Raw genomic sequence first — 19,083 nt, 5'->3', positions numbered from 1 at the left:
CATGACTGCATCGGAGCCGAACACGCCGGAATCGGGTGCGCTTCGCGACCAGTTCGCTTTGGAGCGGTACCGGTACATACTGCAGCAGATCCAAGCTGTGAACGAGAATACCCATCGGTTCCTGGCCATTTACCAGACGCTCGCTACAGCATTGGTCGGAGCGGCGTTGGCGCTCTTCGTCGGTTATCGAAAGTGGGAAGTGGCCCCAGACGTAGCTCGCTCCGGAGTGGTCGGATTGCTAGCACTGACCACAATGGTTGCCGCATTCACAGTAGCTTTGATCGCGGCAGGGGCAGCCGCTTGGCTTGACTATCGAAACGAAGAATGCGACATAACGGACGAAATGATAGGGCCTGGATTCCGCAAGCGACCTCGCCCTGGCAACCTATTTCGCTGGTATGAAACCTACGTCCTGCTCTTTATTATCTTCTCCGTAATCTTGATGTGGGTGCTTTCTGGGCTTCTCGTGATACCTGCAATTAAATAGGACAGCGGGCGACTGTATGTCGATCGCGCTTATTCTGCTCCTGCGCCGCCCGTGAAGGTGACGGAGAGTCAACGATCGGTCAATCGGAGGCATCGATGGACTACGAAGAAACGCGATTTTGGAGACTCTTCAGCGAGCAGACTGGACTGCAAGCGCAGAGCGAGGCGCAGCGGCTTGCAGAGCAGTTTAAGAGTAGCCGCAAACGGGCTGCACTGATCGCTGCTGAAATTAGTCGAGACTCTGCAGATCTAACACAGCACGATATTTCACACATCGACGCCTTGTGGGAGTATGCCGAGCTGATTTGTGGGCCAGAGTACACACTAAACCCCGCCGAGATTTACGTCCTGGGCATCGCCTTCCTTGCCCATGATCTAGCCAATGGCATGGCGGCAATTCCTGGAGGGATGGAAAATGTAAAGCAAGACGCAAGATGGCTGGATATTGTGACGTCGGAATATCGAGCGGAGAACGGCGTATATCCTTCGCCCGAGAAACTTGCCCAACCAGATCTGGAGATAAAATCCCGAGCGATCTCGCGTTACCTGCGCGAGACGCACGCTGACTTCGCGGCAAATGTTCCCTTGCAGCCATATGAGGACACAGCTACGGGCGAACCATTCTACTTGCTCGAAGACGCCGAACTGCGCAACCAATATGGACACCTTGCCGGCCGCATCGCAGCGAGCCATTGGTGGCCATCAAGGGTGCTGCGCGAAGAGTTCAGTGTGCGAATTGGTGCCCGTGCCAGCATGCCCAGTTCGTGGGAAGTGGACCCACTGGCACTTGCCTTAATTCTCCGATGTGCAGATGCCAGTCATCTGGATTCCCGTAGGGCACCTGCCTTCTTGCGCGCTGTACGGAACCCAGGAGGAGCATCAATGCCGCACTGGGTCTTTCAGGACAAGCTTCAGAAGCCTCGCATTCATGATGATCGATTGTCTTACACCAGCTTGAGCCCCTTTGGGCGGACCGAATCCGAAGCTTGGTGGGTCTGTCACGACGCCCTCCTAACTCTCCATCACGAACTTACAGCGGCCGATAACATCCTATCTGATACAGGGAGAAATCGATTTGCTGCGCGCGGCGTAGTAGGTATTAGCGACCTGGAAGAGCTCTCTCGGAACATTCGGACCGACGGCTGGCACCCGATAGACGCCACGATCAAGGCTACCGATGTAATCACTCTCGTCCGCCGACTGGGGGGCGCAGAACTATACGGCAATGATTCATCGGTCCCCATTCGCGAATTGATCAGTAACGCTGCTGACGCCGTGCGGGCTAAGAAATCCCTCCTCGGTGCATCCGGAGCGCGCCCCTGGGAAATCACAGGGGATGTTACCGTTTCACTAAATGACGAGGTAGACGGGACCTGGCTCTGTATCCACGACACAGGTCTCGGTATGTCAAAGAATGTCCTGACGAATGCACTGTTGAACTTCGGCACATCTTATTGGGATTCACCCAACTCTCGGCGAGACCTCCCGGGCCTACTTTCTTCTGGATTTCGCCCTACGGGGCAATACGGTATCGGTTTCTTTTCCGTATTTATGATTGGCCGCTCAGTTCGGGTAACCTCCCGGCGCTACGATGCTGCCGCGAGCGAGACGATGGTACTTGAGTTCGCAAAGGGCCTGACGGGGCGCCCGTTGCTGAGGAATGCCGAGTATCATGAGCAGCTAGTGACTGGTGGCACCGAAGTCAGGGTGCTACTAAATACGGACCTATCCAAACTACTGACTATCGATGATGGTCGCGGAATTCTAGAGAGTCACACACTAACTTTGGCGCAGTATTGCGCCTGGCTCTGCCCTGCGCTGGATGTAAATCTGTATGTGGTAACCGAAGATGGGGGGCGCGTTCTTGCTGTAGAAGCAGATGACTGGAAACGCCTCGACCGTGACTCACTTATTGATCGGCTACACGCAGATACTCATCCAAGTGAGCGCGAGCAATTCAAGCAGGTAATCAGCGGCGACCTCGAGCCTGTCTATACGTCTCTCGGGGAAATGGTGGCCAGGATAGCAATTGCACCTATGATCAGCGATGCTAAAATCCGCGCGCGTCCCGACTCCGATGACAGTCATGGAGCGGACTGGACTTCCATCACTGCTCCACTCGTAGTCGGCGGAGTGCGCGCCAAATCAGGCATGCAAAACTGTGCAGGTCTAATCGTTGGCAGAACACTGCGTGCAGCGCGCGATGTTGCCATCCCCGTTATCTCTGCACAGGACTTCTCTGCTTGGGCCACCAGTCAGGCAAAATTGTGGAATCCGACATGGGACAATTACTTGCAAAATATCACCCATCAGCTGGTGGCCCTTTACGCAGACCCAGAGGAACTGCCAGTGGGTGAAACGTCGGCCGGCTCGGTGACATATGCGCAACTAGTCGAGCATTGCAAAAGGCTGCCTCGTATCATCCTATTGCAGGATGCCGCATGGTCTAACTATTGCAGAAGAGCCACCGGTCAACATGAGCTTCAAGAAAACGTGATTCTTATGTATCCAGGGTACTCGTCGGTATTGAATGGAGGTAGCGACTCATACGGCGGGCGAGATATTGGCTTTTACGATTGGGTGGAACACTTTTCTGTCGGCGATAACTCGGTGCCGCCGAACTCGATGCCAGGCATCATCATTCGGGCCGTAGCCCAAGCATGGAACATCGATGAATCAGAACTTCAGTCATCATATGCCCGTCGAGAAAGAGAAAAAAGAAGGCCAATTGAGGTTGTCGGAGTGAGTAAAGAGGGCGGCGCCGTGAAGAGCGTGCGACTCACGGTAGTGGCTGTTTTTTCAAGAAATTAACTGGCGACATGACAGGGAGTGCGACCGTTAATTCTGGTGCCAATGGTAGGGAGCCACTGCACGACAGCCTCCTGCCGCACCGGAAGCCATGGGAAGCTTGAAACGCACGGTAAGCAGGCTGGGGAAGGAGAATGGTGTCTCAGCAGGTCAGCCCCCGGGGGACCTACCTGAAGGTCGCGGATGCACTCAAGGCCCTGATCGCGGCCGACCCCGACATGACGGAGCTCCCGTCCCTGGCTGAGGTCATGCGCGACCACAAGGTCTCGCGCGGAGTCGCCCTCCGCGCGTTCGGCGTGCTGCGCCAGGAAGGTACGGCTGAGCCAGCGCCCGGGGGCCGGTGGCGTGTCGTGCGCCCGGGTACACGAGTCGACCGGCGCTCCCTCGATGAGCGCATAGCCGACATCATCACGGTTGAGGCACTCGAAGTTGGTGCGCCCTTTCCGAGCGCTTCCGTGTTGGCCGACCGATTCGGGGTCTCACGGCCCACAGTGACCAAAGCACTGGAGAAGTTGGAGACCGCCGGCGTGCTGGCGGGTGGCGGACAGGGCAGGGTGCGGACGGTCCGCGCCGTGCCGACGCGAGAGGAGCGTTCGTAGCTTGCCGACGTTGACCGAGTGGGCCTATCCCCTGGCTGAGTCCCTGCTCGCCGAGCCGCTTCCACGGCGCTGGAAGCACTGCCTCGGCGTGGCCGAGAGGGCGCGCACGATCGCGCTCGTCCTGGGTCAGGATGCAGACCTGTTGGAGGCGGCGGCAGTCCTGCACGACATCGGTTACGCGCCGGACCTGGCCAAGACAGGCTTTCACCCGCTGGACGGCGCACGCTATCTCCGGGATGTGGCAGACGCCGACCACCGTGTCATCAACCTGGTCGCTCATCACTCCTGCTCATGGCTGGAGGCGGAAGCACGTGGCATGCGCGAGGAACTGGAAGGCGAGTTCCCCCGCGAGCACGAGCCCCTGAACGACGCGCTCTGCTACTGCGACATGAACACCACCCCCGACGGCACCCCGACGAACCCGATCGACCGGATCAACGAGATCACCGGGCGCTACGGGCCCGACAGCCTGATCGGAAAGTTCATCCGCCGGGCGGAACCCGAGATCCTCGGCTGTACGTCCCGCGTCCTGGCTCGCGTCGCCGCCGCCAAGCGTCAACCGATGTAGGGAACCTTGCGCGTACGGTCCATGGCGTGCTCTATGCGGAGCCGCATCGTGGGGTGGATGTCGAGTTGCGACAGGTCCGCCGGGGTGACCCAGCGGACTTCTGTTGTCTCGTTGCTCGTACGCACCTCACCGCCGACCGGTCGGGCCCGGAAGCAGATGCTGAACTGCTGCCTGACTTCGCCGTCGTCGTACTGCATCACGTGACCGGGGTCGGTGTAGATCCCGGACATGTCGAGGACTTCGGCCTTGATCCCCGTCTCTTCCCAGACCTCCCGCGCGACGGTGTCGCTGATGGACTCCCCCACGTCGTGACCACCGCCGGGCAGTGCCCAACGGCCGTTGTCGGACCGCCGGATCATTAGCACCTCCCCCGCGTCGTTCTGCACGAACGCGACGACGGACGGCACAACCGAGTTGGCCGGCGGCGCGTCGGGGTCGTGAAGGTAGTCGATCCGCCCCATGGTCAGGCTCCCGTTTTGCTCTCAAAGTCCGCGTCGGTGATCTGGCGCGCGTTCTCCCAGGTGTGTTCGATGCTATTCGCGTACGTGTCGAACAGCCCCCCGTCGGCCAGGCGGCGCAGGTGTAGCACGGGGGCCATGTAGGCACCGATACCGTAGACGTGGGGGTTGACGAGCATCTCGTCATCAGCGCGGTAGATCGAGTTGTAGAGAGTCGAGTCATGCAGCCGGAACCCGATTTCCGGGTGACTCCGCATGAGCGGGCGGTAGAGCACCATCGCGTTGCGAATCTTGCCGTCCATGATCCGGTGACCTTCGTCTATCCCACGCTGTCGGACGGCCGCGCTATCAGGGTCTCCGAGCAGGATCCGCACGCGAACGCCGGCCGCCACCTTCGCCTTGAGTAGGTCATGGAACAGCGGATCCTCCGAGAGGAACAGACCGGAGTAGACGAGCACGTCAAGCGTCTTCTGTGCCCTGCCGTAGATCTCGCGCCACAGCCCGGACGGCACGGTGTGCCGGTGAGGGTAGACCGTGCCAATCTCAGCTTTGGACAGGTCGGTTGCGCTGTCGATCGTACGGCCGTCGTCCCACAGTGACGTGACGTCGACCTTGAGCAGTGCGGCCGTCGCGTACTGGTGACGCCGGTACGGCACCTTACCCTGCGTGATCCAGCGCTCCACGGTCTTCGGGTTGACCTCGATCGCTTCAGCCAGCCCCTGAACCGTCATGCCTCGAGCTAACAGAGCCGACCGCAAGCGTTCGTTAGACATCTGGACCCCCGTTGGGACGTCTAGGGACGTCTTGACGGTAGCCAGAACTCCCGAAGCTGTCCACGCACGGGGTGAACAACTCCCCCGACCTGCAGCGATTCTGAGTGAGCGCCAAGAAGTCCCGGCGCGAAAACCAAGAGGTTCCGTCGGCAGACTTGACGGACCACTATGCAGTACCTGTAAAACAGGTACTGCATCCGCTGGACGGAACTACTCAGCGGAAGCGGCTCATGCAGCACGAGCAAAGGGCGGGGACGCTGCAATCCCGCTAAAGGCCAGAGGACAGGGCTTCGGCCCGACTGGCGAGGTGGCCCGGTGACCGCGAGCAACGGCCGGCGAGTGGGGACAAGGTCCCCCTTGCAGTGTGTTTCCCCTGTTCAGCGGCCTGAAGGAGTGGCAGTGAGTCGACGAAAGCGATGGGCGCGGCCGTGATCGACCGGCACGGCGGCGCCGTTCCATCCCCGGTCCGTGGGCACCTCGTAATGCTGCGGACGACCGGTCACCTTCCACCGATTCGCGGCGGCTAGCGCCGCGCCGGTTGCCTCTTCCCGCCCGTGTGGAGCGCGTCTAGTGCGCAGGTCCGTCCGGGCGGGGCGGGGGGAGCCGGAATCCCCTGGCCCAGCACACAAGAGCGGTCCCCGGGTCGCACCCCGGGGACCGCGTACAGGCACCTGGTTGGAGGCACCTGTGATCACCAGTCTGACAGACGCGGAGCGGGCCGAACTGGCCCGGAAGAACGCCGCCGTGAACAAGCGCAGCGAGGGCAACGCCCGGGTTCGGGGCGGCCGTTGATGGCCGGGTCGGAGCATGAGAAGACGAAGGACCCGCTCCCGCCGCGTCCGCGCGGTCCGCACCCGTACGCGGTCTGACCGGCCGCTGAATTCAACCGCCCCGATGGTCGCAGGCCGGGTTCGACTCCCGGTCGGGGCGCTGTGGCCCGCCGCGCTCGCGGTGGTGCCCGCCTTGCCGGCCTTCTGTCTCGCCGCTGAGTTGCTCACGGTCGCCGGCCTCCTTCATCTCTTCGAGCTGGGAGTTCTCATGCGTTCCTTCGTGTCGGGCCATCGGGCCGACAATCCTGGGGATTTCCTCGAACTCGCCCTCGGCACGCCTGTTGAGCTGTGGCTCGGTGTCGACGGCGAGTCGCAGGAGGAGCGGGCGGCGCGTCTGGACGCGGCCCGCGACATCCTGACCGACACCGACTACGGCAGCCTGCCGGACGACCTGATCCGGCTGGCCGCGCAGGTGGTCGACGGCCACCCGGAGCTCTTCGACGTGGTCCCGCTGACCCGACCGGCCCGCCGCCGTCCGGTGCGCCGGGGGGCCGCGGCATGAGCCAGGACCTGCCCTTGGACGGTCTGGCCGTGCCGCTCCGGGTGCTGCGCCTGCTTGCTGTGGACTTCGGGCACCTGCCCGCGCCGGACGTCGACGTGTCGCCCGTGTTCCCGGACCTGTTGCGGCTGAGGTTCCATGACGACCTGGCCGGCTTCGAGGCGTGGCGGGACGCGCTGGGCATCGTCCCGGACGACGTCGTCTACAGCGAGCAGAGCGGGGGCCGCACGCGGGTGTTGAAGGCGTCCGTCGACTACGCGGGCGCCGCGTTGGAGCTGGCCGGCTTCGGCGACGTACCCGCGCCGGTCGGGTCCGCGGTCTGATGGCCGCGTGGGGCAAGTGCTTCGACCCGAACGGCGCCCGGTTCGGCATTCCCACCTACCCCTGGCGCTGCGCCCCGGACGGGCTGGCGACCAGGCGGCAGTTACGGGCCCGCGGGCTGCGACCCGGCGGTCAGCCGGTTGTCGGGCAGATCCTGCGCCCGCGCTACCGGCGTGGGCCGCTGGTCGCCTACCTCTACCGGCTCGACAAGGCCCTGCCGGTCCGGCCGATGACCCCAGCCAAGCGCCGGGCACTGGAGTGCGCGATGCGCGCCCGCCGGACCTGCCCGAAGTGCCGCACGGACGCCGGATACGTCATCCCCGCCTCACTCGGGGTGTGCGTCCCGTGCGCCTATCCCGACGATCAATGAACGGAGTGAAGTACATGAATGCGAAGGCAGTAGCGCGGAAGGCGGCTCATTGGAGTCTGCCGGTTGCGCTGACCGGCATGTCGCTGGGGTGGACCGTCTACGCCGTGGGGGAGATCCTCTCCCGCCAGGCGCCGGCGCCGCTCGCGTACACCGTGGCCGGGATCTACGACGCTGTGTGGCTGTACGCGCTGGCCATGGAGACCGCGCACCGCCGCCAGGGCTCGAAGGGAACCCTGCCCGCAGTTCTCGGCTGGGTGTTCCTCGTGACCTCGGTCGGCGTGCTCTTCACCCACGGTCTGATGTACGCCACCGCGGCCGTCGCGGTCATCGGTACGGTGGTCCCAGCCGCCGCGAAGGCCACGCTCATCATGGCCGTGGAACGGGAGTCCACCCGGATCTCCTCCGGAGCGCAGCAGCAGATCGACGCGGTCCGCTGTGCCACCCGGGACCAGGTGGCGATCGGCCGCGCGGTCACCCGGGCCAAGGTCGACCGGCACAAGACCGCGGCCGTGCTGGAACGCGAGGAGCGCAAGGCCCGGGGGAAGGCACAGAAGGTACGCCACGAGGCAGCCGAGGAACTCGCGAAGCTCACCGCCGAACACCCCGTCGATGACGACGTACGGGAGGTTCCGGCGCTGTTCTCGGACGACGACCTGGCGCAGGTGCTAGGACAGTGGTCGGGCGAGGGTGTGTCCCCGGGTGCGTCCCCCGTGTCCCCGCAGGTCGGTGCCGTGTCCCCGATCGGCGAACTGACCGGCCCGCAGGGTCCGGGACGCGCCCCGGTCGACCTGTCCGGGCTTGCCGAAGTGGCGGCCGTGGCCGGTGTCCAGACCCCGGCGCCGGGCGAGCCCCTGACCGAGGAGCAACTCACGGTCGTCCTGCGGTGGCTGCGCCACTCCGACAACCCCCCGCTGTCCTACCGCAAGGCCCTGGCCGCCTACCGCGCGGCGGGGTTCTCCGCGAAGGAGGAGCGGGTGCGCAAGGCGTACGCCGCGCTGATCGACGCGGAAGACGCACAACCGTAGAGCGTCCGGCACACACCAATGAAGGCCAGCCCAGGGCAATTGGGCTGGCCTTCGTTGCGACTGCCGGAAGCAGTCGACCGCACCAGTGAAGCAGACCCGGTGAGCCCCGGCGAGCGGCACTCTCGCAGACCCGGCGCGCAGACCCGGCAAGCGGCACCACCCACCTCTGACCGACGCGTAGGAGTTTGACCGTGACGACGCAGACCACCCCCGCCGCCGACAACGCCGCGCAGGCGCAGGGCTCGCACCACTGGATCCTCACCCTGGAGAAGCCGGGCCGGTTCTCGATGACGCAGGAGGGCACCTTCACGCCCCCGCCCGGCAGCACCCGCCAGGACGTCTACCACTTCATCTACCAGGCCGTCACCGAGCAGGACGCCAACCTCCGCGGCGCCTCGGTCGGCTACTTCGAGCTGGCACCGAACCAGCTCTGACCCGTGCCTCCCGCACCGCGAAGGCCCGGACGCGCGCTTTGGACGGCAGAGCATCCGGGCCTTCGCTCTACTCCACAAAGGGAGTGCTCACAGCATGACGGAACTCAGCACCGAGCCGGTAGCCGTCGAGGCTGCCCCGGCCACTGCGTCCCCTCCGCCCGACACCGCGCCCACCCCGGCGCAGAGCGGGACCGAGGTGGAGCACACGCCCGGCGGCTGGCCGGTCGTCCCGCTCGCCCTGTCCGGGGCGAACAGCACCATCGGCGCAGTCGCCGCCGCCTCCCTGGCCGGCGGGCCGATCGCCGCGGCCGTCGCCGCGACCGGCCTGGTCGTCCTCGGCACGGTCGCCGCCACCCGCGCCCGCACCCCCAACTCCCGCCGCGCCGCACGCCGGAACGCGGCCCGCACCGCCGGCCGTACCGCGGCCCTGCGCCACGGCAGCACCGGCGGAACGAGCAGGACCGGAACCGGCCCGACCGGCTCCCGCACTGGTCGCGCCGGGGGCAGGTCGGGCAGTACACCGGGCCGGCACCGCAGCGGCGTCGGCCCGGCGTCCCGCCACAACAGCACCGGCACCACCCTGAGCGGGAAGACCAGCAGTACGACCGGCCGCGGCGCCTCCCCGCGTGTGGGCGGCATCGGGAACGGCAAGGACTCGGGTCGGATCCGGCAGATACGGGCCCTGCGCGCCGCGCAGCAGCAAGCGGCCGGGTCGCGCGCGGGGCAGCGGGCACAGAGCACTGCGGCCCGCCGCGCGGTCGCCGACGCCCGCCGCAAACCCAACACCCTTTCGAACAGGGCCCCTTCGGGCAAGCGGTCTAGTCTGACTGGCCGCCTGGCCGACGGCACCGCCCGTAAGGCCCGTGCCGCACGGGATGCGGCCGTCGCCAAACAGCGCGCGAAACTCGACGCCAAGAACGACGGGACCGTCGACGCGCAGCGCGCCCAGATCCGCAAGGCCCCCGCCCGCAAGGCTGCACGTCAGGCATTGCGCAGGTCCGCGGCCCGGTTCCACCGGCGACGCCTGCTCGCCGCCCTGCTCGCCCTGCCCACCGGCCTACTCGGGATGCTCACCACCCCCATCGGCCGGAAGTTCGACATCCCGGCCCTGATGTACCCCGGCCGCCGCCTCTACCGGCGCATGACCCGGACGGCGGCCGAGCAACGCGCGGAACGCGACGAAGCCACCCGCCAGCACCTGCGCAAGCAGGAGGACGCCGCCGACGCGCAGGCCGACCACGACGGCACGGAAGGCATCGCAGACCGTGTCGAGCGGCCCGCCGCCAAGGTCCTCACCCAAACCCCCGCCCCCAGCACGGTCCAGGTCAGTGGAGGAGAGCACGTGACCGGTTTCCGGTTCGAAGAGGCCGCTTCCGAGATGGAGGAGGCCGCCAACGCCTACCAGCCCGACGACTGCATGGAGATCCTCGCCATGGTCGAAGGGCTCCCGGCCGCCCTGGCCAGCGTGGCGAACGTGATGAAGATCCTCGCGGAGCGCTCCGACAACGAGTTCCCGCTGGAAAAGGAAGTCGCCAACGGCTTCAGCGACATCTACGGCGCGCTGATGAGCGCCGTCGCGGTCGCCGAGGACATGGGCCCGCTGTTCCGCAAGGTCCACGCGCAGGACATCGCCCGCCACGAAGACCCCCGCAACGGCACCGAGGCAGAGAAGGGCTGGAACGTCTGAGATGAGCAGCACCGCCACCGCCAAGAAGCAGCAGAGCAGTGGCCCGGTGCTGGACTGGGCGGCCGGTCACGGACCCGTGACCGGCGCCCTGTCCGCGACCACCGGAGCCTTCGCCGTCGCCACCACCGGCGCCGCCACCGCCATGCCCCCCGGCTGGGCCCTGGCCGTCGGCGCCGCCGGCGCCCTCGGCCACACCGTGATCGGCCTGCGGGTACGCAACGCCGGCCGCACCCTGGCCACCCGCGCCGCATCCTGGCTCATCGGGGCCGGCTGGACCACCTGGGCCATGACCCACGGCCCCCTCACCTGGGCAGCCCTCGGCTCCCTGGCCACCCTCGGTGTCGGGATCGGCGCCGCTGCCCGTTCCAGCGCGCTGTTCGAGGAGGCCCGCGAAGAGGAGGCGATCGCCGCGCATGAGCGGCAGATCGCCGCGGAGCTCTCCGCGGAGCGCCGGGCCATCGCCGCGGAATGGGTCGACCGCATCCAGCGGGTGTGCTCCCTGACCGTGCGCGTCCTCGGGGTCGAGATGTGGCCCACCGGGACCGGGTTCTCCATCGACGCGGAACTCCCGCGCGGCGGCGCCACCTACGCCAAAATCGCCTCCGAGTCGGCCCGCCTGTCCGCGGACGCCCACCTCCCGCACGGCTGCACCGCGGTCGCCTCCCCAGGTATCCACCAGGGCCGGGTCATCATCGACGTGACCACGGTCAACGTCCTGGAGGAGGAGCGCACCTACCCGACCGACTACGCCCCGCTGTCCGTGCACACGGGCATCCCGTGGGGCTATCGCACCAACGCGGAGAACATCCTCGCCTACCTGCGCGAACAGTGCGCCCTGGTCGTCGGCCCCACCGGATCGGGCAAGACCAACATGGTCCACGCGATCCTCGCCGGGTTCGCCCGCGCCGAAGACGTCCTCACGTGGGTGATCGACCTCAACGCCGGATCGGCCGGCCTGCCCTGGGTCCTGCCCGCGCTCAACGGGCAGATCGACACCGGGGACGGCAAGCCGGTACGGCCGGGCGTCGACTGGCTTGCCGGGACGTTCGATGAGGCCGTGTTGATGCTGGAGACCGCGGTCAAGGTCGCCAAGCAGCGCAAGATGGGCTATCAGGACCTGCTGGCCAAGGCCAACACTGACCTTCTGCCGATCAGTGCGCAGATTCCTCAGATCATGCTGGTCATCGATGAGGGTGCGGAGATCCTGGCCAGCCCGGACCGGCAGATGCGCAAGCTCGCGGAGAAGATCCTCGAAGTCATCCGGATCGCCCGCGCCATGGGCCTGCGCACCGTCCTGACCGCCCTCGGGGCGACCGGCAGTGTGCTGGGGAACCTGATGATCCGCCGCGAGGCCAAGGTCCGTGTCGCGCTCACGGGGGGCGAGACCGAGGGCATGGACCTGAGCAAGATGTTCCCCGGCACCCGCGGCCTGCGCGTCGACCAGGCCCCCTACAAGGGCGCCGGGTTCATGGCCACCCCGGAATCGGCGGCCGGGCTGTTCAAGACGTGGCGGATCCTGCCCAACCAGATCCGCGACATCATCGCCGCCACCTCCGACCGGCACCCCCTGCTCGATGACGTGTCGGCGAAGGCCGCCGGATCCGCCTACGCCCGGCGGTGGGACGCGGAGCGCACCGCATGGATGCGCGACCACGCCCCCACCGACGACAGCACAACCACGGAGTACGGGCCCGCGTTGGGGCTGCAGCTGTCCGCCCTGGACCGCCGGGGAACCGGGCAGGTATCGCCGGAAGACGAGATGCTGGCCCGCTTCCGCGCGGAGATCGACGCGGAGTTCGCGACCGCACCCGACCCGCAAGCCCCGACCGAGCAGGCGCCGCCGCCGGCTGCGGCGCCGGGGCTGAATCTGTCGGCGCTGCGGGGCGAGCAGGACAACTCGGCTCAACAGGCCGCGCTCGCCCTGCTGCTCGCTGCCGGCACCAAGGGCACCGGCGCGTCCGCGATCGCGCGTGCGCTCGCGGAGGAGTACGGCACGACCCGTCAGACGGTCGTCGGCTGGCTCAAGGCATGGGTGAGCGACGGCACCGCCGTCCGTGTCGGGGAGGGCACCAAAGCCCGCTACGTCCACCACCGCCACGCCCCCGAACCGCCCACCGAGCAGTGATCACTTGTCGCCTGTCGCCTACCGAAAACACATGCCGCCACCGCCGCCCTGAGGGCGCGGAAACGGCTTGTGACCTGGGAAGCGACAAGCGACAAGACAAGACAAGCGACAAGCCGCACGACAAGCACACACGACAAGCCATCACGCGGGCAGCACCCGACACACGGGTGCTGCCCGCCCTGTTTCCGGGAGGCCGCTCGTGATCGTTTCCCTGTCCGCCGTCGCCCTCTTCGGGGTGCTCGCCTTCGTCCTGCTGCGCGGCCGCTACCTCGGACCGTTCAGCGCTCTCGTGCTCTTCCTGTTCGGGTTCTTCACCGCCGGAACCGGCGCAGCCGGACCCGTCCGCGCCATGTGCCTCGCGCTCGCCGAGGCCGCCCGCCACCTCACCTGACCGACCCTGCCGGGAGATCCCGTCATGCCCGAGTACGACCCTCGTGCGGCCTGGCAGCCGCGGATGACCGACGCCGAAGCCACCGCCGAAGCCCGCCGGATCATCGCCGACGCCTACCGGCCCACCCCTCAGACGCCGACCGCCTACCGCGACACCAGCCCCCTGCCCGCCTACGGCCCCACCCCGCCCGTCCCGCAGCCGGACCACCGAATGGTTCCCGCGTGGGCCGCGGGCACCGCCGTGGCCGGCATCGGCGTCGGCGCCACCTGCGTGGGCATCGGGTGCGGGATCTGGCTCGCCTGCCAGGGCTTCGCCGCCGTCACCCTCACCTCGGTTCTGTTCGTCACCCTCCCCATCGCCGGTGTGGCCGCGGTCGTCGCCGCCGTCGGATCGGCCCTGCGCTCCCTGCGGGGTGTCCGCACGGAAACCCACCACCACTACAGCGGGCCCGTCCGGCAGGAGACCAACACCATCACCGCGCCCGCGTACGGGCTGATCGCCCGCAACCGCAACGAGCTCAACCGCTGACCAGGAGCGCAGTGTTCGAGATCCGCGTCATCTGCGAGCCGGCCGACGCCGACCGCATCAGCCAGGCCCTGGCCGCCGTGTTCGACACCGGACCGGCACGCCAGTACCCCACGCGCGACAGCAAGCGTGTGCGCCTGTACTTCACCGCCGACCACCAGCCCACCAGCTTTGAGAGCGAGTGACCATGTCGTTCGGAGAGACCCCGATCACCCTCGTCGGCAACCTGACCGACGACCCCGAGCTGAAGTTCACCGAAGGTGGCGCCGCCCTCGCCAAGTTCACCATCGCCGTCACCCCGCGCAGCTTCGACCGCACCGCCAACCAGTGGAAGGACGGCACCACCGCCTTCTACCGCTGCGCCGCCTGGCGCACCCTCGCAGAACACGTCGCCGAATCCATGAGCAAGGGCTCGCGGGTCGTGGCCACCGGCCGGATGCGTCAGCACGACTGGACCACCGACCAGGGCGAGAAGCGCTCCATGCTCGCCGTCGAGGTGGACGACATCGGCGCGTCCGTCCGCTTCACCACCGTCACGGTCAACGCCAAGCGCACCAACAGCGGCGCCGCCCCGGCCGGTGACCCGTGGAACACCCCGGGCAACCCCGCCGCCGCGGACGCCGAACCGCCGTTCTAGCCGCGCCCGGGGCGGCCGCCCGATCTCGCCAAAGACACGCGACCGCCCCGGCCAACCAGTCCACAACAGACCTGTTGGAGGCATCCAGCATGACTCACCTCACCGTCGTCCCGAAAGCGGACGACCGCAGCACAGACCAGCCGGTGACCGTGGCCCTGGAAAGCCTGCACCTGCTGGCCGCCGCCCTGCTATCCGCTGAGCGCGGCTGGCCCGTCATCCCTCTACACCCGGGCGCCAAACGCCCCTCCGGGCACCCCGAACGCGACTGCCCCCGCACCGGGCGGTGTGCGAGCGGGCACCGCACCCCGGAACAGCGTGCCACCACCGATCCCAAGCTGATCCACACCGCGTGGGCCAACCGCCCGTACAACGTCGGGATCGCGACCGGCCCGGCCGGTCTGCTCGTGGTCGACCTGGACGTGCCGAAACCGCAAGAGCAGGAAGGAGCGCCTGACGGCGCCACTTCTTTCAAGGCGCTCTGCGAGCGCGCCGGTCAGCCCTTCCCGCTCACGTACCGGGTGCGGACTCCCAGCGGGGGCCAACACCTGTACTTCACCGCCCCGCCCAGCGCCCGGCTGAAGTGCACGGTGAAGAAGCTCGGGCCACGCATCGACACCCGGGCCTGGGGCGGCTACGTCGTCGCCGCGGGCAGCACCACCCCGCAGGGCGCCTACGAAGTCGCCGAGGCTGCTGTTGTGGCGCCTTTGCCCGGATGGCTGGCCTCTCTGCTGACCGAACCCGCGAAATCGGCCGGGGCGCCCGTCCTGGCCCCGGTGCGGGACGGCACGAAGGCCGCCCGGACCGCGTTGGAGCGGGAATGCGCGGTTGTGGCCGCGGCGGTCGAGGGCGGCCCCGGCGGGCGCAACAACACGCTGTACCGCAGTGCCTGCAAGCTGGCCCGGTTCGTGGCCTGGGGACACATCCCCCGGCACACGGTCGAAGAGGCAATCCAGGCGGCGGGGGAGTCGACGGGCCTGTCGGCTGCCGAGTGCCGCACGACGATCCGCAGCGCCATGGAGTGGATCCTCGCCCACGCCACCCCGCGGGAAACCGCATGACCACCTCCCGCTCCCCCCGCCTGGATTGCCTGCCCCTGCCCCTGCCCCGGTACGGGCCGAAGGACGCCCCGCCTACGTGCGGCGGGCAGATCGTGGGCGGCCGAGAGAAGGTCGCCCGAAGGGCGTCCTTTCAGCTCGTTCCCACAGCTCACTGCACCCTGCTCCTGCCCCGTCACCTCGAAGGGAGGAACGCCGTATGACCCGGCCCAATGCCCCCATCGACGGCGCCGCGCTGCTGGATGAGGTGGAAGCCTTCCACCGCCGCTTCAACGTCTTCCCCACCGAACACGCCTACGTCGCCGTCGCGTTGTGGGACGCGCACGCCCACCTCATCGACGCCTACGACGGCACCGCCCGCCTCGCCTTCCTCTCCCCGGAACCCGGGTCGGGCAAGTCCCGCGCGCTGGAGATCGTGGAGACCCTCACCCCGCGGGCGGCCACCACCGTCAACGCGTCCGCCAACGCCCTGTTCCGCCTCGTGGAAGCCGATGGCGGAACGCCCACCCTGCTCTTCGATGAGATCGACACCGTGTTCGGCCCCAAAGCCGGCGGCAACGAAGAAGTCCGCGGGTTCCTCAACTCCGGCTACCGGCGCGGCGCCAAGTCCCTGCGCTGCGTCGGGGACGGCTCCAACCAGAGCACGGAGTGGTTCTCCTCGTTCTGCGCGGTCGCCATGGCCGGACTCGGCTCGCTCCCGGACACGATCCTGACCCGCTCCGTCATCATCCGCATGCGCAAGAAAGCCCCGAACGAAAAGGTCGAACCGTACCGCCGGCGCGTCCACGAGAAGCAGGGGCACGCGCTGCGCGACCGGCTCGCCGACTGGGCCACCACCGTGCACGACGAGATCGCAGGCGCCTGGCCCGAGATGCCCGAGGGCGTCTCCGACCGGCCCGCGGACGTGTGGGAACCCCTGCTCGCGGTGGCGGACGCGGCCGGCGGGCACTGGCCCGACCGGGCCCGCGCCGCCTGCGTCGCGCTCATCAAGGCCGCCACGCAGGGAGACGAAGCCTCCCTCGGGGTACGCCTGCTGACCGACTTGCGCGACCGGGTGTTCTGCGGTGCCGACCGGATGCCCACCGCCGCCATCCTCGAAGTCCTGCTCGCGCTGGACGACGCGCCGTGGGCCGACCTGAGCGAGGACGGACAGAGCGTCAAGCCGCTCACCGCACGCGCCCTGTCCAAGCTCCTGAGCCAGTACGTGCGCCCCGACAACACCCCCATCAAGCCCCGCGGGATCCGGGTCGGCAGCGGTACCCCCAAGGGCTACTACGCGGACGACCTCAGCGATGCGTGGATGCGCTACTGCCCCCCTCCCCCTGAGAAGTCCGCAACATCCGCAACGTCCGCAACATCGCAGGTCAGCGGGGGTGAATCTGTGGCGGAAGGCCCTTCCGAGAGCCGCCACATGTCCGCGGAAACCGACACACGACAGCTCCGCATCGCTGGCTGACCAGCCGCACCCCACGGGTGCCGCCGCGTGCCCCGCGCGGCGGCACCTATCCGCAACAGAAACGGCATCCGCCACAGATTCAAGCCGCTGACCAGCAATGTTGCGGCGTGGCGGATGTTGCGGATCCCCAGAACCCCAGAGCGCCCGAGGAGTACGCCCCGATGAGTACCCCCGCACTCGCCCACACCCAGTTGCTCTACACCCCGGAGGAAGCCGCCAAGGTTCTCCGCTTCGGCCGTTCCACCGTCTACGAGCTGATGGCCGCGGGCGAGCTCAAGTACGTCAAGCGCGGACGTTCCCGCCGCATCCGCTGGGACGTCCTTGAGGACTACGCGAACAGCCTCGAACTGCTCCCCAACTGAACCGGCCCACCCGCGAAGCCGTCCCGGACACCTGCTCCGGGGCGGCTTCCTGCATGGAGGAGTGCATGAGCACCCGCAACCCGAACATGGAGTCGTCCATCTACGAGGGCAGCGACGGCTGGTGGCACGGACGCGTCACCATGGGCGTCAAAGACGACGGCAGTCCCGACCGGCGCCACCGTCGGGCCCGGACGGAAGCCGAGGTCAAGCGCAAGGTCCGCGAGCTGGAAGACCTGCGCGACAAGGGACGCGCGCCCAAGGCTGGCCGCAAGCCGACCGTGGAACAGTGGATGACCACTTACCTCACCGACATCGCGTCCCTGAAGCTCAAACCGCGGTCGCTTGACGACTACTGGTCCAAGACCAGGAACGACATCATCCCCGGGGTCGGACAGCACCGCATCGACAAGCTGCAACCGGAGCACCTGGAACGGATGTACCGCGTCATGCTCAACGAGGGACACGCGGCCTCCCACGTGCTCAAAGTGCACCGCATCCTGTCGCGCGCCCTGAAGATCGCGCACCGTCGCCGCCTGATCGTTGAGAACATCGCCACCCTCGTTGACCCTCCGACGGTTGACGAGACCGAGGCGAACCCGTTCACGACCGAAGAGGCAAAGGCCTTCCTGGAAGCCGCCGCCAAACGCCCCACCTTCATGCGGTGGTGCGTCGGTGTCGGCATGGGCTTCCGTCAGGGCGAGACCCTCGGCCTCAGATGGCCGTACGTCGACTTCGACAACGAGCTATTCCGCCCCCAGTGGCAGCTTCAGCGCCTCACCTGGCGGCACGGCTGCAAGGCCCCTCACGCGTGCGGTGCGAAGTTCCACCGGTTCGAGCCGTGCCCAGACGACTGCACCACCCACAAGGGCTACAAGCGCGGCTGCCCGAAGCCGTGCCCGAAGGGCTGCACGGGGCACGCACGCGCCTGCCCTGACCGGAAGGACGGCGGGTTGGTCTTCACCCGCCCGAAGACCAAGAAGAGTCGGAACGCCGTGCCGATCCCGCCGCCGTTCATCCCATACCTGCGCGAGCACAAGGTGCAGCAGGAAGAGGCACGCGCCGAAGCCGGGGACGGGTGGGAGGATCACAAGCTGGTCTTCAGCCGGCCGGACGGGCGCCCGCTCGATCCCCGCCAGGACTGGGAGGAGTTCAAGGAACTGTTGGCGGAAGCTGGGATCGACGACCGCCGTCTGTATGACGGGAGTCGCCACACCGCCGGCACGATCCTGAACGAACTCGGAGTGGACATGCCCACGATCATGGAGATCCTGCGGCACACCCAGATCAGTCAGACCCGGCGGTATGTACAGGGTCGGTCGCATCTCTCGAAGGACGCGATGCGCCGCATGGGGGACCACTTCATGCCCCGGCCGGCCAGTGCGGATCCGGCGCCGGAACCTACAACTGAGACCAGAACTGAGACCGCCGACAGCCGCGCGGCCCGCGCCCAGCGTCGCCGCCGCATCCGCTGAACGAGAAAACCCAGCTCAGACACCGTCTGAGCTGGGTTTCAGTGGAGCCGCTTTCGGGATTCGAACCCGAGACCTACGCATTACGAGTGCGTTGCTCTGGCCATCTGAGCTAAAGCGGCGCGTCGCCCGCACTATGGTGCGATCAGCGACGTCGGTAAGTCTACACAGTTTCCGGGGGTGCTCCGCACACACCCCGGAGCGG

At 67.3% G+C, this 19,083-nt stretch carries 21 protein-coding genes and 1 tRNA gene; 19 read left to right on the top strand and 3 right to left on the bottom strand.

Translation table 11 applies throughout. From position 1 onward, the window contains the following. Position 1: 1 nt before the first annotated feature. The 4 genes from ACZ3KP_RS35245 (at position 2) to ACZ3KP_RS35230 (ending at position 4,461) form a co-directional block, all read left to right on the top strand. A complete protein-coding gene (locus ACZ3KP_RS35245; RefSeq protein WP_467504597.1) occupies positions 2–487 on the top strand; it encodes a hypothetical protein in 486 nt (161 codons plus the stop codon). Positions 488–582: 95 nt separating this feature from the next. Further along, on the top strand, positions 583–3,297 hold the full coding sequence (locus ACZ3KP_RS35240; protein ID WP_467504595.1) for an HD domain-containing protein: 2,715 nt from the start codon (positions 583–585) through the stop codon (positions 3,295–3,297). Between the two features lie 134 nt (positions 3,298–3,431). Next, positions 3,432–3,893 carry a GntR family transcriptional regulator gene (locus ACZ3KP_RS35235; RefSeq protein WP_467504593.1) on the top strand — a complete coding sequence of 154 codons (462 nt, stop codon included), beginning with the start codon at positions 3,432–3,434 and terminating at the stop codon, positions 3,891–3,893. Between the two features lies 1 nt (position 3,894). Further along, a complete protein-coding gene (locus ACZ3KP_RS35230) occupies positions 3,895–4,461 on the top strand; it encodes an HD domain-containing protein (RefSeq protein ID WP_467504592.1) in 567 nt (188 codons plus the stop codon). Here the strand turns inward: ACZ3KP_RS35230 and ACZ3KP_RS35225 are convergent. Both ACZ3KP_RS35225 and ACZ3KP_RS35220 read right to left on the bottom strand, forming a co-directional pair. Then, complete coding sequence (locus ACZ3KP_RS35225) at positions 4,449–4,922, bottom strand: NUDIX domain-containing protein (RefSeq protein ID WP_467504590.1); 474 nt, start codon at positions 4,920–4,922, stop codon at positions 4,449–4,451. The two genes, ACZ3KP_RS35230 and ACZ3KP_RS35225, sit on opposite strands and share 13 nt — an antisense overlap. 2 nt (positions 4,923–4,924) lie before the next feature. Next, complete coding sequence (locus ACZ3KP_RS35220; RefSeq protein WP_467504588.1) at positions 4,925–5,650, bottom strand: XRE family transcriptional regulator; 726 nt, start codon at positions 5,648–5,650, stop codon at positions 4,925–4,927. A gap of 1,080 nt (positions 5,651–6,730) precedes the next feature. Between ACZ3KP_RS35220 and ACZ3KP_RS35215 the strand changes: the two genes are divergently transcribed. The 15 genes from ACZ3KP_RS35215 (at position 6,731) to ACZ3KP_RS35145 (ending at position 18,881) form a co-directional block, all read left to right on the top strand. Further along, on the top strand, positions 6,731–7,024 hold the full coding sequence (locus ACZ3KP_RS35215; protein ID WP_467504586.1) for a hypothetical protein: 294 nt from the start codon (positions 6,731–6,733) through the stop codon (positions 7,022–7,024). After that, a complete protein-coding gene (locus ACZ3KP_RS35210; protein ID WP_467504585.1) occupies positions 7,021–7,344 on the top strand; it encodes a hypothetical protein in 324 nt (107 codons plus the stop codon). The genes ACZ3KP_RS35215 and ACZ3KP_RS35210 overlap by 4 nt, the downstream gene beginning before the upstream one ends. Then, the gene (locus tag ACZ3KP_RS35205) at positions 7,344–7,712 is read left to right on the top strand and encodes an RRQRL motif-containing zinc-binding protein (RefSeq protein WP_467504583.1); all 369 of its coding nucleotides are present in this window, start codon (positions 7,344–7,346) and stop codon (positions 7,710–7,712) included. The genes ACZ3KP_RS35210 and ACZ3KP_RS35205 overlap by 1 nt, the downstream gene beginning before the upstream one ends. 77 nt (positions 7,713–7,789) lie before the next feature. Next, entirely contained in the window at positions 7,790–8,737 is a 948-nt protein-coding gene (locus ACZ3KP_RS35200; RefSeq protein ID WP_467504581.1) for a hypothetical protein, read from the top strand. A gap of 191 nt (positions 8,738–8,928) precedes the next feature. Then, positions 8,929–9,171, top strand: coding sequence for a hypothetical protein (locus tag ACZ3KP_RS35195; protein WP_467504579.1), 243 nt, complete (start codon positions 8,929–8,931; stop codon positions 9,169–9,171). Positions 9,172–9,265: 94 nt separating this feature from the next. Further along, on the top strand, positions 9,266–10,858 hold the full coding sequence (locus ACZ3KP_RS35190) for a hypothetical protein (RefSeq protein WP_467504577.1): 1,593 nt from the start codon (positions 9,266–9,268) through the stop codon (positions 10,856–10,858). A gap of 1 nt (position 10,859) precedes the next feature. Beyond that, the gene (locus tag ACZ3KP_RS35185; protein WP_467504575.1) at positions 10,860–12,983 is read left to right on the top strand and encodes a hypothetical protein; all 2,124 of its coding nucleotides are present in this window, start codon (positions 10,860–10,862) and stop codon (positions 12,981–12,983) included. 199 nt (positions 12,984–13,182) lie between these two features. Continuing rightward, positions 13,183–13,374: a hypothetical protein gene (locus ACZ3KP_RS35180; protein WP_467504573.1), complete on the top strand. Its 192-nt coding sequence runs from the start codon at positions 13,183–13,185 to the stop codon at positions 13,372–13,374. A gap of 24 nt (positions 13,375–13,398) precedes the next feature. Continuing rightward, a complete protein-coding gene (locus tag ACZ3KP_RS35175; RefSeq protein ID WP_467504571.1) occupies positions 13,399–13,902 on the top strand; it encodes a hypothetical protein in 504 nt (167 codons plus the stop codon). Positions 13,903–13,913: 11 nt separating this feature from the next. Next, positions 13,914–14,084 carry a hypothetical protein gene (locus tag ACZ3KP_RS35170; protein WP_467504570.1) on the top strand — a complete coding sequence of 57 codons (171 nt, stop codon included), beginning with the start codon at positions 13,914–13,916 and terminating at the stop codon, positions 14,082–14,084. A 2-nt stretch (positions 14,085–14,086) separates the two neighbouring features. Further along, positions 14,087–14,536, top strand: a complete 450-nt coding sequence (gene ssb / locus ACZ3KP_RS35165; RefSeq protein ID WP_467504568.1) for a single-stranded DNA-binding protein — start codon at positions 14,087–14,089, stop codon at positions 14,534–14,536. Positions 14,537–14,625: 89 nt separating this feature from the next. After that, positions 14,626–15,594, top strand: a complete 969-nt coding sequence (locus ACZ3KP_RS35160; RefSeq protein ID WP_467504566.1) for a bifunctional DNA primase/polymerase — start codon at positions 14,626–14,628, stop codon at positions 15,592–15,594. 196 nt (positions 15,595–15,790) lie between these two features. Next, positions 15,791–17,047: a DUF3631 domain-containing protein gene (locus tag ACZ3KP_RS35155; RefSeq protein ID WP_467504564.1), complete on the top strand. Its 1,257-nt coding sequence runs from the start codon at positions 15,791–15,793 to the stop codon at positions 17,045–17,047. Positions 17,048–17,208: 161 nt separating this feature from the next. Further along, positions 17,209–17,409, top strand: coding sequence for a helix-turn-helix domain-containing protein (locus tag ACZ3KP_RS35150; protein WP_362265377.1), 201 nt, complete (start codon positions 17,209–17,211; stop codon positions 17,407–17,409). Positions 17,410–17,474: 65 nt separating this feature from the next. Further along, on the top strand, positions 17,475–18,881 hold the full coding sequence (locus ACZ3KP_RS35145) for a tyrosine-type recombinase/integrase (RefSeq protein ID WP_467504562.1): 1,407 nt from the start codon (positions 17,475–17,477) through the stop codon (positions 18,879–18,881). A 42-nt stretch (positions 18,882–18,923) separates the two neighbouring features. Here ACZ3KP_RS35145 and ACZ3KP_RS35140 read toward each other — a convergent pair. Further along, positions 18,924–19,000 (bottom strand) — tRNA-Thr (locus tag ACZ3KP_RS35140). Between the last annotated feature and the right edge of the window lie 83 nt (positions 19,001–19,083).

This window comes from Streptomyces sp. NPDC020958, assembly GCF_055562175.1.
The sequence above is the reverse complement of the archived record's forward strand: the minus strand, read 5'-3'. Positions and strand labels throughout refer to the sequence as shown.

Excerpts from the sequence above, each read along its gene's own strand:
- ACZ3KP_RS35175 (WP_467504571.1), top strand. The coding sequence starts at position 13,399 with ATGCCCGAGTACGACCCTCGTGCGGCCTGGCAGCCGCGGATGACCGAC.
- ACZ3KP_RS35190 (WP_467504577.1), top strand. The coding sequence starts at position 9,266 with ATGACGGAACTCAGCACCGAGCCGGTAGCCGTCGAGGCTGCCCCGGCC.
- ACZ3KP_RS35155 (WP_467504564.1), top strand. The coding sequence starts at position 15,791 with ATGACCCGGCCCAATGCCCCCATCGACGGCGCCGCGCTGCTGGATGAG.
- ACZ3KP_RS35225 (WP_467504590.1), bottom strand. The coding sequence starts at position 4,922 with ATGGGGCGGATCGACTACCTTCACGACCCCGACGCGCCGCCGGCCAAC.
- ACZ3KP_RS35185 (WP_467504575.1), top strand. The coding sequence starts at position 10,860 with ATGAGCAGCACCGCCACCGCCAAGAAGCAGCAGAGCAGTGGCCCGGTG.
- ACZ3KP_RS35205 (WP_467504583.1), top strand. The coding sequence starts at position 7,344 with ATGGCCGCGTGGGGCAAGTGCTTCGACCCGAACGGCGCCCGGTTCGGC.
- ACZ3KP_RS35245 (WP_467504597.1), top strand. The coding sequence starts at position 2 with ATGACTGCATCGGAGCCGAACACGCCGGAATCGGGTGCGCTTCGCGAC.
- ACZ3KP_RS35160 (WP_467504566.1), top strand. The coding sequence starts at position 14,626 with ATGACTCACCTCACCGTCGTCCCGAAAGCGGACGACCGCAGCACAGAC.
- ssb (WP_467504568.1), top strand. The coding sequence starts at position 14,087 with ATGTCGTTCGGAGAGACCCCGATCACCCTCGTCGGCAACCTGACCGAC.
- ACZ3KP_RS35215 (WP_467504586.1), top strand. The coding sequence starts at position 6,731 with ATGCGTTCCTTCGTGTCGGGCCATCGGGCCGACAATCCTGGGGATTTC.
- ACZ3KP_RS35145 (WP_467504562.1), top strand. The coding sequence starts at position 17,475 with ATGAGCACCCGCAACCCGAACATGGAGTCGTCCATCTACGAGGGCAGC.
- ACZ3KP_RS35240 (WP_467504595.1), top strand. The coding sequence starts at position 583 with ATGGACTACGAAGAAACGCGATTTTGGAGACTCTTCAGCGAGCAGACT.
- ACZ3KP_RS35200 (WP_467504581.1), top strand. The coding sequence starts at position 7,790 with ATGTCGCTGGGGTGGACCGTCTACGCCGTGGGGGAGATCCTCTCCCGC.
- ACZ3KP_RS35220 (WP_467504588.1), bottom strand. The coding sequence starts at position 5,650 with ATGACGGTTCAGGGGCTGGCTGAAGCGATCGAGGTCAACCCGAAGACC.
- ACZ3KP_RS35210 (WP_467504585.1), top strand. The coding sequence starts at position 7,021 with ATGAGCCAGGACCTGCCCTTGGACGGTCTGGCCGTGCCGCTCCGGGTG.
- ACZ3KP_RS35150 (WP_362265377.1), top strand. The coding sequence starts at position 17,209 with ATGAGTACCCCCGCACTCGCCCACACCCAGTTGCTCTACACCCCGGAG.